Source organism: Candidatus Margulisiibacteriota bacterium (genome assembly GCA_003242895.1).
In the GTDB taxonomy this organism is placed as follows: domain Bacteria; phylum Margulisbacteria; class Riflemargulisbacteria; order GWF2-39-127; family GWF2-39-127; genus GWF2-39-127.
The window spans coordinates 191,543-207,871 of the sequence record QKMY01000045.1 but is presented as its reverse complement, the minus strand read 5'-3'; the positions used below and the strand labels follow the sequence as shown (position 1 = coordinate 207,871).

The window sequence follows — 16,329 nt, the reverse complement described above, 5'->3', positions numbered from 1 at the left end:
TCCTTTTATCTTGAGATATTGTCTCTTTTTACAACAAGACTACGGTATAAGCTTGAATAATAAGTCCTAGTACATTCATTTTATCAAATTTCTAATTGTATAAGAAGCAATATTTAGTTTAGCAAAAATTGAGATAGGATATAGCTAGTACATTAGGACGCAATATCTTTATTTATAATTTCTGATAATTGAATGATATAATTTTGTACGTTCTCTTCCTTTAATTGTAAGATATCGAGGGTATTCGGTTGAAAATTATATTGCAGGGAGTCATTGCCAATACCGATACCTGCCATAGCGGTAATAGTGTTTGCCAGGTGTACGATATAGGTTAGTTCTTTATGATTTGTAGCATTTTCCGGTTGATGATGATAAGAAATCGATTCTACCAGAGATAAAGGGAAATTCCATTTTTGTGCAATTTTGCTACCTATTTCAGGATGGTCAAATCCAAGTACTTCTTTTTCTGCCTTATCGAAAGATATTGCATCTGTAGTAACTTTTTCAAGAATAAGCTTGAAGAGATTATTCGCATATTGGTCAATCATTAATTTCCCGATATCGTGAATAAGCCCGGCAATATATGCTTCTTCTGGGTCACTGTATTTTATTTCCTTGGCTATTAGACGAGAGCAAGACGCGCAGGCAATTGAGTGCTTCCATAACATCCCTTTTTCAAGTTCATACGATACGACATCTTTATTGAGCGTATCGTATGATGAAGCTGTTAATACAAGACTTTTTATTGTATTAAAGCCTAAATATACTACAGCCTGCGAAATTGTAGAAATCTCTCTGGAGAAGCCATAAAATGACGAGTTGACTAGTTTCAAGACTTTTGTAGTGAGCGATAAGTCTTTTTCTAAAACTTTTGCAAGATCTTTGGCAGATGAAGCATTATTCCCTGCAATTTGAAGAATTTTATGGGTACTCTCCGGAAGTGGGGGTAAGTCTCTAATTTTATTTAAGATATAATTTAATAAATTATCTGACATATAGCCTTCCTTTTGCGCCTTATCGTTACTAGAGATCTTATTTAGCTTTTTTATAAAAAAATGGCTTTGGCACGATGAAACCCAATTCTTTTGAATTGAGAATGTTTTCTGTTCCACCGACAAATAATATTCCATTTGCTTTTAGTGAATCATAAAACTTTTTGTATAAAATATTTTTAGTTTCTTCTGTAAAGTAGATGACAACATTTCGGCAGAGTATGAGGTCAAAGTCACGCTCGAATATATCCTGTAATAAATTATTTTTTTTAAAGGTTACATTCTTCTTTACATTCTCTTGAATTGCCCCTCCTTTATCGTTTTGTGTAAAATATTTATTTAATATGTGTTTTGGAATATTCCTTATTTCGTTTTCCATGTAAACGCCAAGCTTGGCTTTTTTTAGGATTTCCTCATCGATATCAGTGGCAATTATTGAGTATGGAACAAATCTGAAGTTCTCCTGCATAATAATTGAGAGAGTATATGCTTCCGCGCCTAAAGAACAGCCTGCACTCCATATTTTTAAGCCATTATGGCTGTTCTTAATTAATTCAGGGAGGACAAATTGAATCAAGTCATCAAATTTTTCTGGATTTCTAAAAAATTCCGTAACATTAATTGTTACAAAATTTTTAAACTCTTCCAGTTTAGATGGATCATTTTTAATCAAATTAAAATAGTCTGCAAAAGTTTTCACATTTAATCGGGCGATGAGCGAATTAAGCCTGCGATACATTTGCTTTTGTTTATAGGAGTTAAGGTCAAATCCAATAAAATCATTCACTTTCCTCTTAAAGAGGGTATAGTCCATATCATCTATAATAACGTCCATTATAATTCCCCTTTATTCTTAAAAAACGATATAATCTGTTCATTGATAGCAGTTAGTGGTAATACTTTATCGGCTAGGTTTCTTTCTGCAATAACCTTAGGCATTCCGTAAATCGTGCAGGTACTTTCTGCTTCAGCAATAATATATCCGCCGCTCTTTTTTATTGTTTCTGCACCATTAGCGCCATCTTGCCCCATGCCGGTTAAAATAATTCCTGTTATATTTTTGCCATATACCGCAGGCAGGGAATTAAATAGTACATCAACCGCTGGTCGAACGTGATTTACATGCGGTGATTGATTCAACTTTACCGTAAAATTAGCTTTAATTTCCATGTGATAATCCCCTGGTGCAATAAGCACCCGACCAGGCAATACAAGGTCTCCGTCTTCAGCTTCTTTAACACTTATTTTAGAAATTTCATTTAATCTATTGGCCAGCGAAGTAGTAAATTTTGCTGGCATATGCTGTACAATAACAATTCCGGCCGGCAAATTTGGTGGTAATAACGGGACCAGGTGATAGAGTGCTTTTGGTCCTCCGGTAGAACATCCGATCGCGATTATTTGAGCCTTCGTGATCTTAAAGGAGGTTTGTCTTACAATGGGAGCAGCTGTTATTTGGTCGTCTGGCTCAAGTTTTTTTAACTTAGCCATTTTAGCTGTTTTAATAATATCAATAAGCTTTCGGTGTACCTTTGTAACATCAACACTTAGCTTGATGCTATCTTTATTTATAAAATCAATTGCACCATATTGAAGTGCTTTGATAGTAATATCGGATATCTCAGGAGATAAGCTGCTAAGCATTATAATTGGAACAGGGTTCGTAGACATAACCTTTTTTAACAACTCGATGCCATTCATCCCTGGCATCTCAATATCGACTGTCATGACATCCGGACGAATTTCTTCTAGTTTTTTTAGTGCATCTATCCCATTAGTTGCGGTGGCAATGACTTCGATATCAGGTTCTTGTGACAAATACTTTGTTAATATAAACCTGATATAAGCGGCATCATCGACAATCATAACTTTTATTCGTTCAGCCATTATTAATCCTCAAAAAACTTTTTCATTTAAACCTGCGGTACGTATAAGAGACGTGCCGTCTTTTACGAATAATTTTACTGTGCGGCCAGTATGTCCCCCGACTTCTTCGGCTTTTATTTTCAGGTTGACTTGGCTTAATGCTCTTTTTACTGCAATGATGTTTTTCTCTCCGATATTCATTTTTGAATTCATACCGGGTACAGCAAACATTTGCGCTCCACCGGCAATTTTGATCATCAGATTGATCTGGATTGCTCCTTGTCCTTTCATTAGTTCAATAAGGTATGGTATTGCCGTGTCGGCAAATTTTCCTTTATTATCGCATACTTTAATAATGGTACTGTCTGGGAGGAGAATATGGGCGAGGCCTCCGATTTTGTGAATAGGATCATAGGCTAGCAATCCAATACACGAGCCAAGTCCATGTGCAGCAAGTACAACAGAGGGATCTTTAGAGACGTGTACCTCTCCAAGACCCACCGATATCACCATTTCAGTCATTGTTGGCGGCTCCTAGTTTGTTAAGGATTTCTAATATGCTTTCTTTTGAATCAGGAAGCAGTATGAAGTGTCCTTTAATTTCTCTGGATTCATTAATGAAGCAGGTATCAATAAGAATTATTTCATTATCCTCAATGAGTGATGTTGCCGCAACCGATTCAAGTAATGACCCGGCCATGTCTGTGACAACAGCAGGTGGTGAAGGGTTAATAGGAATTTTTAATTTATCAGAGATAGTGTTCAGTACCGCTGATCCGGTAATATTCCCTACTTCACCTAAGGCGGACTCAAAGATCATTTTAGGATCTATTGCCGGTGTGTAATCAACACTGCTCAGGAGAATGCTTGTTATTTCGAAGGCTTTATCAACGGAGAAAAGGATCAGGATACTTCCTGAAATTCCTGTGGAAATATCAAAAGCATTTAAGTTAAGCCCTTCTTGGAACCGCAAAAAAATCCCGGTGACTATTATCTCTGCGCCACCGAGCAGATTAGGGAGATCTCTTAGTTTAATTACTTTTGTATCGGGAGTCTTGATCTGTATATTTTTGTTGAGCATCTCTGAGAGTGCAAGTGCCCCATTATTAAGACCTTCCGCGAGAATTGCATTTAATGCTTGATTTTCTTTATGTGATATATAATTAAGCGGCAATAATATGCTCCTTTTGTATTATTAATGTGTGAGTAACTTGCCGAGATCTAGAATATGTATTTTTTTATCTTTATTTATTATAACATTGGATACGTATACTTGGGGAATTTCGCTCTCTTGGAAATGTGCATGATTATAGAAGTCATTCATTTCAATATTAATAACATTTTTTCCTTCATCGATAATGAGCGCTAGCGGTTGGTCTTCAATTTCACATATAAGCACTTGTTGTTTCGGGAGTGAGGTTTCAAGATTTAATTTGTTTCCAAGGTCGAGTAAGGGGGCAATCGTTCCTTGATAGTGGGTGATCCCTGTAATAAAGGGATAGAGCCCTTTCCTGTTTGTTATTCTAACAATTTTAAGAGCTTGCAGGGCTGTAATGCTTTTCACATTAGTTATCGTGACAGCGAAAAGTAAACTTCCCAGACTGAACACCATTAACGGAACGGTGTGAATTTTAGGCGTAGTTTGTTTATGAATACCATCTCGGTTTATAAATGTGCTCGATTGGTTTTCTGCAAGCGTATCGCATAGAAAGTTATAGGCAAAAAGTATCTTTTTAGTTTTTTCTTCGGCCCATAACTGGTTCGTTGGATGAAGGTCCGGGTGATATTTTAGTAAGAGTCTGCGAGATGCTTTTTTTACTTCTGACAGGCTAGCGCCTTCCATAATATTTAACGTTGTGTAGTGTTCCTTCATGGCAACCTCCTCAATCCTAAGACCCGAGAGCACATTTTCTCTGATTATAATTAAATATATCATAGAGGATAGTAAAAAATCAAGAAAATTGGGAAAAGTAACGATCCTTATACCCATTTTATTTGGCTATATGATAAAATTTTTTTTCTTATGGACCTCCGTTTACACTTAACACATTTATAAAATGGGGTTATAATTTTAGAAAGGGTACTGTTTTGTGATTGACAATATATCCTAGATGTTTTAAATATGACTTGAATAGCCGGAGCATTAACTGCAGCGGTTAGTTCATTACTTCCTGAAGAACTTGAAATCAAAAGATAAAAGGAGCAAATATATGGGGGCAAAAATTAGTGGAGAAGGAAAGCTTTTGCGCATATTCATCGAAGAGAATGATCAATGGTGCGGTAAGGCGTTGTATCAGGCTATCGTTGAATTAGCAAAAGAGCAAGGGCTAGCTGGGGCTACTGTATTGAAAGGTGTCGATGGGTTTGGCGCCAATAGCAGACAACATTACGCAAACCTGATGTCCACAACCAATGACCATCCGATAATCGTGGAAATAGTCGACAGCATCGAGTACATCGACAAAATTCTTCCCAAGCTGGAGAGCATGGTTAAGAATGGACTTATTAGTATTCAGCCGGTTCAAGTGATAAAGTATTCACATGAGAACAAACAAAAGAAATTATCTTTTTAACTACGCAGGTGTTTTTTTCGTATGGGTTTTTCTGTCGCTTTTTCCGGTAAGAGTTGCAATAACCTGAGCGACAGCTTTGACGCGGGTAGGTTATACTGTCTGCGCTTTTATCGATCTTAAAGCGTTTAGGTTTGATTCTTTGTTATACCTGTTATTTTAGCCCTGAATTGATGCTGCTATTCTTTATTTCTCATATGAGGGAAGAAAATAACGTCTCTGATAGATGCACTGTCTGTGAATAACATTACAATTCTATCAATTCCGATCCCTAAACCGCCAGTTGGAGGCATACCGTATTCGAGTGCTTCAACATAGTTAGTATCCATCATTTGAGCTTCTTCATCGCCGGCTTCTCTTTCTTTAACCTGTTCGAGAAACCGTTCTCGTTGATCTATCGGGTCATTTAGTTCGGAGAAAGCGTTTGCGATTTCCATACCGTTGACTATAAGCTCAAATCTTTCGACGAGTTTGTCGTTATCTCTTTTCTTCTTTGCGAGCGGTGAGGTTTCGATTGGATAATCAAGGATGAAGGTCGGCTGTATTAGGTGGTGCTCAACCAGTTCATCGTAGATCATATTGATAGTTTGCCCTTTTGTCAGATCAGCCGTTACTTCGACTTTTTTAGCAAGTGCTTGCTTCTTAATTGACTCAAGCGGTTGATCAATATCGATTCCTGTATATTTTTTAACGGCATCAGTCATAGTCATACGACAAAATGGAGGTTTGAAATCCAGGTCTACACCTTGATATGTGAACTGCATCGTCCCTTTAACTTCCATGAGTGCTGACGACAAAATATTCTCTGTGAGATTCATGATGTCGTAATAATCTGCATAGGCTTCGTAGAGTTCAAGCAATGTATATTCCGGATTATGCTTGTAAGAAATTCCCTCGTTTCTAAATACTCTGCCAATCTCAAAAACTTTCTCGAATCCTCCGACGATAATTCTTTTTAAGTATAACTCAGGAGCAATGCGCATAAAAAGGTCCATGTCCAGCGCGTTATGATGGGTTATGAACGGTCGGGCTGTTGCTCCACCGGCAATCGGATTGAGTATCGGAGTTTCGACTTCCATGAAGTTTTTATTTTCAAGGTATCTTCTTATAAATGATATGATTTTGCTTCGGATAAGAAATGTTTCTCTGATCTCGGGATTAGCAATAAGGTCAACATATCTTTTTCGATAACGAAGCTCTTTGTCGGTAAGTCCATGAAATTTTTCAGGAAGTGGATGTAAGGACTTCGTTAAGAGCGTAAGGTCGGTTAATCTTAGTGATAGTTCACCTTTGTGTGTTCGGAATGGGACACCCTTAATTCCGACGATATCACCGATATCTAATTTTTCAAATGCTTTATATTTTTCTTCCCCGAGGACATCTTGTTTTGCATAAAGCTGGATCTTTCCTGTTTGGTCGAGTATGTTTGCAAAGCAAGCTTTGCCATGGCCTCTTCGAGCAATAAGCCTTCCTGCGAGGCTATATTCTTCACTAATCATGTCTTCAATAGTTATGTGGTCATATTTTTTTAGTGTTTCTTCTACTGATGCATTGGCTTTGTAGGTATACTTAAATGGATTCTCTCCATTTTGTATTAGTTCGTCCAGTTTGTTTTTTCTTACCTCTAATTCATTTAATTCCAAAGTAATTCATCTCTCTTTCTATGATATTGCATTAGATTTTATTCTAACTGCTGGTTTTTTATCTCGTCAAGGATATTGATGAGTTCTTTCAGATCACTAACATACGATAGTTTTGTCCTATAGTAGGAAGCATTGCTGATTCCTCGAAAATAACGTATTAAAAACTTTCTCATTTCTTTAAGTGCTGTACTTTCTCCTTTAAATTCTATAAGCTTCTGCGCGTGGTCTAGTGCTACCTCTATTCTTTGGGCTAACGGTTTCTCTCTGTCTATAAGCTTTGTGGTCAGGTAGGATATTATATCATGAAATATCCAGGGATTACCTATCGCAGCTCTCCCAATCATAATCCCGTCACAACCAGTCTCATTAATCATATTCAATGCATTTTCAGGGCTCGTAATATCCCCGTTTCCTATAACCGGAATGGTAACAGTTTCTTTTACCAGTTTAATCAGTTCCCAGTTTGCTGTTCCAGCGTAACCCTGGCTTCTGGTCCGTGGATGTACGGTTATGGCGTCTGCACCTTCATTTTCCACTATTTTTGCTATCTGTGCAATATTAATTGAGGAATTATCCCAGCCGCTGCGGATTTTTACTGTTAAGGGAAGTGTCGTGGCCTTTCTCATCGTGGCAATGATAGTTGCGAGTAATCGGGGGGTTTTCAATAAATGCGCCCCTGCCTGTTGTTTCATAACTTTGGGAACAGGACAGCCGGCATTGAGATCAATAATATCGGCACCTAGTTTCTCCATGTATTTGACCGCTTGCTCAAAATCTTCGGGATTGCTTCCAAAGAGTTGCATGCTGATTGGGTGCTCATGTGCTGAAACTGAAACAATATATCGTGGGTTAGGGTTATATTTCAGTGCAGTTGCACTGATCATTTCGCTACAAACTAAGCCGGCACCGTATTTTTTCGCGAAGGAACGATAGATTCTATCTGATATTCCTGCCAAGGGTGCGGAAATGATGTTGTTTTTTAATTCCAGATCTTTTATTTTTAGCATTGTGAGCATTGGTGAATCTAACAATCTTTCAACCTTTCTACGGTCTTAAGCATGCCGGTGAAGGTTAAATGTTCTTCATAAGTGTGATGAATATCCAGGTGGTCAGAAATTATTTTTCCCCAGCCACCGGTTAGGATTGTATGCGTCGGCAACTCATTCCAGGCTTTAAGTTCCAGTTCCGTTGTTCTTATAATTTCTTTGATCGCACCAACCGTGCCGATAAAAATACCGCTTTTTAGTGCTTCGATTGTTGAGGTGCCGATACCGCGCTCTGGAAAGGATGCTCCGGCGATATCTGGTAATAATTCCGTGTTCCTTGCTAAGGCCTTCATTTCTGTTTCTATTCCTGAAAATATTGCACCACCCAAAAACATCCCTGGCTCAGTGGCTACAGAAATTGATATTGCAGTTCCACCGTCAACGATAATTTTATTGTAATTGGGTATCAGGTAATAGGCCGCAAGTGTGTTCAGTAAGCGATCAATCCCTGAATGCTCAGGGTTTTCGGTTTTGTTTTCTAATATGGGAATATCGTTATTTTTAATAACATATGCATGCGTGAACAGATTGCAATAATGACTTGTCAATTTTGGGACAACGCTTGCAATATAAATTGTTTCTTTGTTCTCCAATTCTTTAAGGCTGTCAGGAATCTGGCTGTGAGTATAGCGATTAACCGACATTAATGTATTTCTGCTATCGACGGAATAAATCTTGATTAATGAGTTGCCTATAATAATTAAATTTTTCATTCCTCAACCCTTTTTGCTATTCCTTGCTGAAATAGGCTTCTTAGCTTGTTGTCCCGGTAAGAGAGGCTACTTTTTCGACGAAAACCTTGATATCGACTGGGACTAATTTCCCTCTGTACCTCATATATATTTTGATAAAGCTATTTTCCGATACGTTTGATAGGTCATAAGTAACAATAAGATGATCTGTTGTTTTTAATTTTTTTATCGGTTGAAAATTAATGCATCCTAAAATTTCGGTCTCTTTTGGAAAAATAAGTATTTTGTAATGATATTTGAAGTTTAACTTCGGGGAGATTCTAAACCCCCAGGGGGCAAGTTCCGGTTTAAACCCGGCATATTCAGTAAGCGGAGTTGTGGTCCTCGATATTATTTCCAAATTGCCGGTAGTATCTTGCTTGAGATCATAAACATAAGCAAAATCTTTATAAAGTTCCCATATCTGGATAAACGAGTTATAGCGATAAGTATTTTGTGCTGGATTGTTTTTGTTAACGAGTAGCGATAACGCAGCGCCAATAATGGTAAAGAAAAAAATGGTAATGAAAAAAATAAGAATTAATTTCTTGCTGATAGTCCCTGAGGCTTTTTCTGTATGCTGCAAGTAATCATGTGCACTTTGTGGTGTTGAACTGGAATTCATCTCTTTATTTATCTCTTTAGCAAAATGAAGTATTTCGATAAAGTTTGGGATGATTTTTGACAGATTTTCTGCGGACATTCTGACTTCAATGAAGTTGCGAGTAATGTGAATTGAATTAAACGGGGTATGAAAAAAAGTCGGTAAATATCTGGAAAAAATAGCGTGATAATTACTTCTTGTGCTATAAAGAGCGGGAACAATATCACTTTTTGGGGCGGTAATAAATATATTTTTTTCGCAAAACAGGAAAAAATCGCCATTTGGTTTGCAACGAGTATCGAAAGTAACTTCATACTGAGATAAGATTGGGATTCTAATTTTTATTGAAAAGAGCCTCCATACCCTGGTAACTGAAATCAATAATTTATGATTAAGAAGGGAGGAGTAAACACGCTGGGTCAACAAATTGTATGTTGCAGGCATGCCTGTTTTCCTCATTCTAAAATAGAGACTAAACAGTGGAGCTAGAATGAAATAGTAGAGGAGAAATAGCCACAATGCCAAACAGATATTAATAATAAAAAGCAATAATATTATCATGTTTATAACCACTTAAGATAGGATCAAAAGTATCCATTCGCGAAAAAAGTAATCACAGAAATAAAATTCTTTTTCTTTTTTTGCAAGGATGCTTTTTTTTATGAGAGCATTAATTGACGTTTGCACTGAAGGCGCCGAACCAAGATCATTTTCAACCAGAAACTTAGCAGAAAAAATCTGATTTCCGCCTTTGGACCCTAGCGCATAAAGAAGAGTTTTCTGATGTGGCGACAAGTTACTCCAAATTGTTAAATAGGAAGGAGATAACTCTCGAATTATTTCTTGTATAATCTCTTTGATGGCATTGGTGCTAATACTTTTTTTGTGGAGATTGCGATGAAAGAGTTTGTGGCAGAGTAGAAAAATATTATGCAGATTGCTGGTTTTTTTTATGATTTGTTCGATTACCGGGTCTTCGATGCTGAATCCGTTGTTTCTAAACGTTGTCAGTATATAGTTCTTTTTTGTTTCTTCTGATAAGGGCTTAATAACCTGCATTTTTTTGATTTTGTAGTTGTGAGCCAGCTTCTTGTCAAAAATTTTTGCTATGTGCTCTTCGTTGGAGCAGGCAAAGATATAATTAATATTTTTTTGTTTCGCAATTTTATCTCGGAATATTTCTTCAGTCAGCCTTTTGTCTATGGTATAAATATTGTCATAATTATTGAAAATTATGAGGAACGGCTTTCCTGTCTCCTGTGCTATAAGCGGGATAGCATCGAGCAGATCCCTCAAGAAAGTGTAGATTGTCTGTTCATTGATTGAGTAATTTATAGTTAATTCTGTTTTTAATAGCCCTTGTTTATAAAACTGAGGCTTCAAATTCGGCATGTACTTGTTTGCGAATTCAAATATATCCGTTAACTTGGAAGAAGAAGATTTCAGGAGCTCTTTGGTGAGATAGGAAAGAAGTCCTTTAGGCGTAAATGCATTCTTAAGGTCAAAATATATGGCATTATGGCTGTCTGAGATACTATCTTTAATTTTTTTTAAAATAGTATCGATAGGCTCATGGGCCGAAAAATAAATAAAGCTGTTGTGATGTTGTGCAATGCACTGCTTAATTGCAGCGATATCTTCCTCATGCTCAGTGATTAAATTCGTGTACAAATGATCCAGGGAAAATGAATTATTCAATGCCTTACTCCTCGATAAAGTGTATATTTATAAATAAATATTGATGTGATTTGTGCTTTTTTGAAAAACACTTATGCTGAATGGCATAATGCTATGATACATAGTAGCGCAGTATTTTTAGAGAGTCAAGATGAGGTTAACAGTAATTTTTAGCCCATAATGGCAATGGTGCGGAGAACTCCATCATCTGTCCCGTACTAGGATGAAAAAATGATATTTTATAGGCGTGAAGAAGTTGTCTTTTCCCATGTTTATTGCCGTAAAGCGGATCGCCGATAATCGGATGTCCTATTGCTGCCAGGTGCACTCTTATCTGGTGGGTCCTTCCGGTAAGTGGAGTTACTTCAAGGAGCGCTTTATGTTCTTTTTGCCCTAGGACCTTATAATGTGTTACCGCGCTTTTTGCACTGAGATTCTCCGGTATTTCACGGAAGGTAGTCATTTTTTTTCTGTTTTTGGGATTCCTGCCTATGGGATAATTAATTTCGCCTTCATCTTCCTTGATGGTACCTTCAATGAGTGCAAGATAGGTTTTCTTTATCGTCCTCTTTTTAAATTGTTCGGATAGCTTTTTATGAGCATTGTCATTTTTTGCGATAAGTATTATTCCTGAAGTGTCCTTGTCGAGCCTGTGTATAATTCCTGGGCGCTCTACTCCACCTATGCCGGATAAGTCCTGGCAATGATGAAGAAGTGCGTGTACAAGGGTATTATCGTCTGTCCCAGCTCCGGGATGGACAACGAGACCTACGGGCTTGTTGATGACAATAAAGTCGGTATCTTCATAAATAATATCAAGAGGTATTTCCTTTCCCTTTAGCTCAAGCTTCTGGGGTGGGGAGATGGTAAGATTAATTTCGTCATCAGAAGAAATTATATAACTTGCTTTGGTGTGGGCATTATTAACCAGGATACTTTTGGCTTCTATCAGTTTTTTTATGCGCGTACGTGACTCCGAAAGTTTCTCTGCGAGAAAGATGTCGAGTCGTTCCCCTTGATCGGTATCAGTAACCTTAATTATTTCCATAATCGCTGCTGTCTGCCACGTCGTGGGCGGTGACTTTATTTTCATCGTTAGTTGTTATAAGAAATATGCTGATCAGGAGGACCCCTATATTAATCGTAATATCAGCTATGTTAAATGTCGGCCAGTAAGGAATCCTGATAAAGTCGACAACAAACCCGTGATATATTCGATCAAATAAATTACCCAGATTTCCACCCATCAAGAATGCCACTCCAATAGTTAAAAGGGATGATGCCTCGGGTTTCCGGTAGCGATAAATGGTAACAATGAATAAGACCAGAATCCCTATGATGATAAGAAATAATTGTTGATTTCGGAATAGCCCGAAAGCCGCTCCTTTGTTTTGCACATGGGCAATACTCAAAAAAGCTGAGACCTTAAACTCGTGGCCAAAAGGAAGCGAGGTAAAGATCAAGTATTTTGTGAGTTGGTCAAAAAGAAATATCAAAGCAATAATTATATAGTAGAAAATAACCATTCTCCTTTTAAATTTTCAATCCTGATCTATTATAGCTTATTTCAAGTACATTTCTAGTCTATAAATGTGAAAAATGTTTTTTTTGAAAATCATGTAGTATTCGGGAAATAATTCGGGAAAAATAGTATTCCCGCGCTATTGCGCGGGAATACTTGTAGAACAACTGCGAATCTTTTATTTATTTGTCTTGTAGAACTGCAATCCCGGGCAATTCTATGCCTTCGAGGAATTCAAGCGAGGCTCCCCCGCCGGTGGAAATGTGTGTCATTTTATCTGCAAGGCCGGCTTTTTCTACTGCTGCAGCACTATCTCCGCCGCCAATAATCGATATTGCTTTGCTTTCAGCAAGGATTTTCGCAATTGCGTTTGTGCCTACTGAAAATTTATCCATTTCAAATACGCCCATTGGCCCGTTCCATATTACCGTAGCCGCGGTCTCAATGTATTGTGCAAATTTATTTATCGTTTGTGGTCCGATATCAAGTGCCTCCCAATCCGCAGGGATCTTGTCACTATCAACTACCTTTGTGTTGGCGTTTTCTGAATAGTCATCAGCAACAACTAAATCTATTGGGAACACAACTTTTACATTTGCAGTTTCTGCTTTAGCCATGAATTCTTTTGCTACATCAAGGTTATCTTTATCAAGGAGTGATTTTCCAACTTCATAACCTTTTGCCTTAAGAAACGTATATGCCATGCCGCCACCTATTATGATAGCGCCATCGGTTCCTACTTTATCAAGAAGATTTTTTAAGACACCAATTTTTGATCCGACTTTTGCTCCTCCGATTATTGCGACAAAAGGTCGTTTCGGATTAGACAGGGCTTTTCCCATAATATCGAGTTCCTTTTGGACTAAGAGACCGGCATATGCGGGTAGAAACTGTGCAATTCCTGCCGTTGATGCGTGCGCTCTGTGCGCAGTTCCAAAAGCATCATTAACATAGATATCTCCAAGGCTGGCGAGTTTCTTTGAAAAGTTTTCGCTGTTTGCTTCTTCTTCTTTATAGAATCGTAAATTTTCTAGCAGGAGTACGTCTCCGGATTTCATGTTATTAACCGATTTTTCTACCTCTTCACCTATGCAGTCATCTGTTTTAATAATAGATTTATTTAATAGGTCACTCAATCTTTCTGCGATAGGATCTAGTCGTAACTCTTCTTTTACAGCACCTTTCGGTCTTCCGAGATGTGACATCAGAATTACCTTAGCTCCATTGCTAACGAGATAATTAATTGTAGGGATTGTTGCTTTGATCCTCTGGTCGTCTGTGATCTTGCCATCAGCGATTGGCACATTATAGTCTACTCTTACCAGTACTTTTTTGTCTGCAAGGTCAGATTTTTTCAAATCATGGATTGATTTTTTGTTCATTTATTTCCCCTCCTCATTATTTCCGAAACCTAAGTAAATTTATATCATGATGATTAAATCGGGTCAATATAAGGAAATCGACTGCAATGCTGCCACGTTGCTTATAAGCACTATGCTATGTTAGTATTTAGTTAACGAAGTTCGATTACTACTATAGGAATATTAATATAGCTTCATGGCTAGGTATCTTAGTGTTGAAAATAAGTAAAAAAATTTTTCCCATAATTATTTCCATTCTGTTACTGTGTGAGGTCGTTTCAGCAAGTGATAGTGTTAACCGAAATTTGGACCTTGCGATAAGTCTTTTTGAGAAAGATGCTTATATTCTGGCAATTGAGCAACTTAACAAAGTCCTCATTACTGCCGGAGAACTCGAAAATAAGAAAATTGCCTATTTTTATCTCGCAGAGAGCTACAAAAATCTTAATAATGTTGATAAGGCCAAAGAGAATTATAAGCTGGTGCTTACTTCGAATGGTTATGGATATAGCGATGTCGCCTTGTTCGAATTGGGTCATATTGCTTATCAGCAGTCGAACTATCCCGAAGCTATTAATTATTTTACCCTCCTGGAGCGAAGGTACCCGTACTCAAAGTTTCATCTTTACGCGAAATATTGGATTGCTGAAAGCTATTATTTGACCTCAGGCTACGAACAAGCGAAGCATTATTACAACGATATTGTTACCTCAAGCCCGGGATTCGAATATGGAGATTATGCTCGTTATTCTTTGGGAAGAATATATTTGCTGCAGAATAATTACCCGCAGGCAAAACGTTTTTTTTCTGGCTTAGTGAAGAAAGGGAAGCGCGAACTTGAGGAAAGTTCACTTTTTTTTCTCGCAAACGCGCATTTCAGTTTAAAAGAGTATGCAGCTGCTCAAAGCATACTTGAAAAGTACGTAAATAACTTTCCAAAATCGAAATACAATTATGAAGCCAATTTGCTGCTGGCCGAAATAGCTTTTCAAGATAATTCCTATAACAAAGCGATAAGTTGTTACTTCAATTTACTTCCTGAGTCCCCCTACCTGGAGTCCGCCTATCTAGGGATGGGGTGGAGTTTTTTTCAGTTAGAGAAATATGAAGAAGCTCTGAAAGAATTTTCGCGGTATACTGCGATAACGGGGGATGCAAATAAGAAACAAAAAGTATTATACCAACAGGCTTTGATTCACAATAAACTGCAGCAATTTGATAAGACTGAAGGCATTCTTGCCCAGTTAGCAACGACCGTAACTGATAATAATCTGCTGGAAAAGGTTGTTAATCTGCAGTCTTCGGTTTTGTATCAGAGATTACGGTGGACTGAACTCATTGATAAAACCGATATTTATTTACAGAATTACCCTCAAGGTAATTATTTGGATGCAATAATGCTTGAGCGGGGAGTTGCGTTTTATAAGCTTAAAGAATATGAAAAAGCAACCGGAGTATTTGAGCAAATTTCAAGTGGCAGCTATAAAAATGAATCACTGTATTTTGTTGCTGATATTTACTATAAAGCAAATAGTTATGATAAAGCAAAAAACTATTACCAGCTGATAATAGAAAACCTGCCGAACCACCCCTACAAAATGCAGTCATTGTACAACCTAGCCTGGTGTAGTTATCTCATGAAAAATTATCGCGACAGTGCAAAATATTTTGGACAGTTTGTTACCTCCTATAAAGATAGCGATCTTACAAAAAATGCATCCTTCTTAAAATCCGAAAGTTTGCTTAACGCCCACTCATATTCTGAAGCCTTGAAGAGTTTGGAAGAGTTTGCGCAAATGTATCCTACTTCTCAATTGCTCGAAAAAGCCATATTTTATCAGGGATATATTCTTTATAAACAGGAAAAGCTCTATGAAGCCATTAATCAATTTCATAGATTGAACTCTATTAGTATCGATGAATCAATTCAGGAAAAAGCCAGATACTGGGAAGCTTCTGCGTATTTTCGATTAAGGCTGTGGGATAAAGCTAGACAGATTTTTTTCTCCCTATTAGATCTGAAGCCAAAGTGGTCGTCACCAAGCGAGATTTATTTGAAAATAGCGGATTCTTATTATAACAGCAAGGATTATGCGAATGCGCTTACATATTATAAGAAGGGCTCGGAGAAATATTCGGATAGTAACTGGTCGAAAAATCTCCAATATGGCGCTATCTTAAGCCTCAATAAGCTAGATCGGTTAGAGGAAGCCAAAGCTGAAATAGATGACTATCAAAAGAAATATAACGAAAAAGATATAATTTTGCAACAAATTGAGAATAAGGATAAATTAAAACCAAAAGATAATTAAGAGGG

General features: G+C 37.4%; 16 protein-coding genes. 2 read left to right on the top strand and 14 right to left on the bottom strand.

Annotated elements, in window-relative coordinates:
- Positions 1-152 precede the first annotated feature (152 nt).
- Genes DKM50_07215 through DKM50_07190 form a run of 6 tightly spaced genes read right to left on the bottom strand, consistent with a single transcriptional unit; the run spans position 153 to position 4,848 of the window.
- Entirely contained in the window at positions 153-1,130 is a 978-nt protein-coding gene (locus tag DKM50_07215; GenBank protein ID PZM79961.1) for an HDOD domain-containing protein, read from the bottom strand.
- Entirely contained in the window at positions 1,033-1,806 is a 774-nt protein-coding gene (locus tag DKM50_07210) for a chemotaxis protein CheR (GenBank protein PZM80027.1), read from the bottom strand. The genes DKM50_07215 and DKM50_07210 overlap by 98 nt, the downstream gene beginning before the upstream one ends.
- 20 nt (positions 1,807-1,826) lie before the next feature.
- Positions 1,827-2,879, bottom strand: coding sequence for a chemotaxis response regulator protein-glutamate methylesterase (locus DKM50_07205; protein ID PZM79960.1), 1,053 nt, complete (start codon positions 2,877-2,879; stop codon positions 1,827-1,829).
- A 9-nt stretch (positions 2,880-2,888) separates the two neighbouring features.
- Positions 2,889-3,371 carry a chemotaxis protein CheD gene (locus tag DKM50_07200; protein PZM80026.1) on the bottom strand — a complete coding sequence of 161 codons (483 nt, stop codon included), beginning with the start codon at positions 3,369-3,371 and terminating at the stop codon, positions 2,889-2,891.
- A gap of 1 nt (position 3,372) precedes the next feature.
- A complete protein-coding gene (locus DKM50_07195; protein ID PZM79959.1) occupies positions 3,373-4,032 on the bottom strand; it encodes a hypothetical protein in 660 nt (219 codons plus the stop codon).
- Positions 4,033-4,053: 21 nt separating this feature from the next.
- Entirely contained in the window at positions 4,054-4,848 is a 795-nt protein-coding gene (locus tag DKM50_07190; protein PZM79958.1) for a hypothetical protein, read from the bottom strand.
- Between the two features lie 220 nt (positions 4,849-5,068).
- Here DKM50_07190 and DKM50_07185 point away from each other — a divergent pair, with 220 nt between their 5' ends.
- On the top strand, positions 5,069-5,431 hold the full coding sequence (locus tag DKM50_07185; protein PZM79957.1) for a DUF190 domain-containing protein: 363 nt from the start codon (positions 5,069-5,071) through the stop codon (positions 5,429-5,431).
- A 176-nt stretch (positions 5,432-5,607) separates the two neighbouring features.
- Here DKM50_07185 and lysS read toward each other — a convergent pair whose 3' ends face one another.
- The 8 genes from lysS to pgk all read right to left on the bottom strand — a co-directional run bounded on the left by lysS (position 5,608) and on the right by pgk (position 14,033).
- Positions 5,608-7,077 (bottom strand): lysine--tRNA ligase, encoded by a 1,470-nt coding sequence (lysS, locus tag DKM50_07180; GenBank protein ID PZM79956.1) that lies wholly within the window; start codon positions 7,075-7,077, stop codon positions 5,608-5,610.
- Between the two features lie 32 nt (positions 7,078-7,109).
- A complete protein-coding gene (locus DKM50_07175; protein ID PZM79955.1) occupies positions 7,110-8,102 on the bottom strand; it encodes a tRNA dihydrouridine synthase DusB in 993 nt (330 codons plus the stop codon).
- Positions 8,096-8,830, bottom strand: a complete 735-nt coding sequence (locus DKM50_07170; protein ID PZM79954.1) for a hypothetical protein — start codon at positions 8,828-8,830, stop codon at positions 8,096-8,098. Before DKM50_07170 ends, DKM50_07175 begins: the two co-directional genes overlap by 7 nt.
- A 40-nt stretch (positions 8,831-8,870) precedes the next feature.
- A complete protein-coding gene (locus DKM50_07165) occupies positions 8,871-9,896 on the bottom strand; it encodes a hypothetical protein (protein ID PZM79953.1) in 1,026 nt (341 codons plus the stop codon).
- Between the two features lie 129 nt (positions 9,897-10,025).
- A complete protein-coding gene (locus DKM50_07160) occupies positions 10,026-11,150 on the bottom strand; it encodes a hypothetical protein (GenBank protein ID PZM79952.1) in 1,125 nt (374 codons plus the stop codon).
- A gap of 136 nt (positions 11,151-11,286) precedes the next feature.
- Positions 11,287-12,177, bottom strand: coding sequence for an RNA pseudouridine synthase (locus DKM50_07155; protein ID PZM79951.1), 891 nt, complete (start codon positions 12,175-12,177; stop codon positions 11,287-11,289).
- Complete coding sequence (lspA, locus tag DKM50_07150) at positions 12,164-12,655, bottom strand: signal peptidase II (GenBank protein ID PZM79950.1); 492 nt, start codon at positions 12,653-12,655, stop codon at positions 12,164-12,166. The genes DKM50_07155 and lspA overlap by 14 nt, the downstream gene beginning before the upstream one ends.
- A gap of 178 nt (positions 12,656-12,833) precedes the next feature.
- Positions 12,834-14,033 carry a phosphoglycerate kinase gene (gene pgk, locus DKM50_07145; protein PZM79949.1) on the bottom strand — a complete coding sequence of 400 codons (1,200 nt, stop codon included), beginning with the start codon at positions 14,031-14,033 and terminating at the stop codon, positions 12,834-12,836.
- A 191-nt stretch (positions 14,034-14,224) separates the two neighbouring features.
- Between pgk and DKM50_07140 the strand changes: the two genes are divergently transcribed.
- Positions 14,225-16,324, top strand: a complete 2,100-nt coding sequence (locus DKM50_07140; protein ID PZM79948.1) for a hypothetical protein — start codon at positions 14,225-14,227, stop codon at positions 16,322-16,324.
- Positions 16,325-16,329 lie beyond the last annotated feature (5 nt).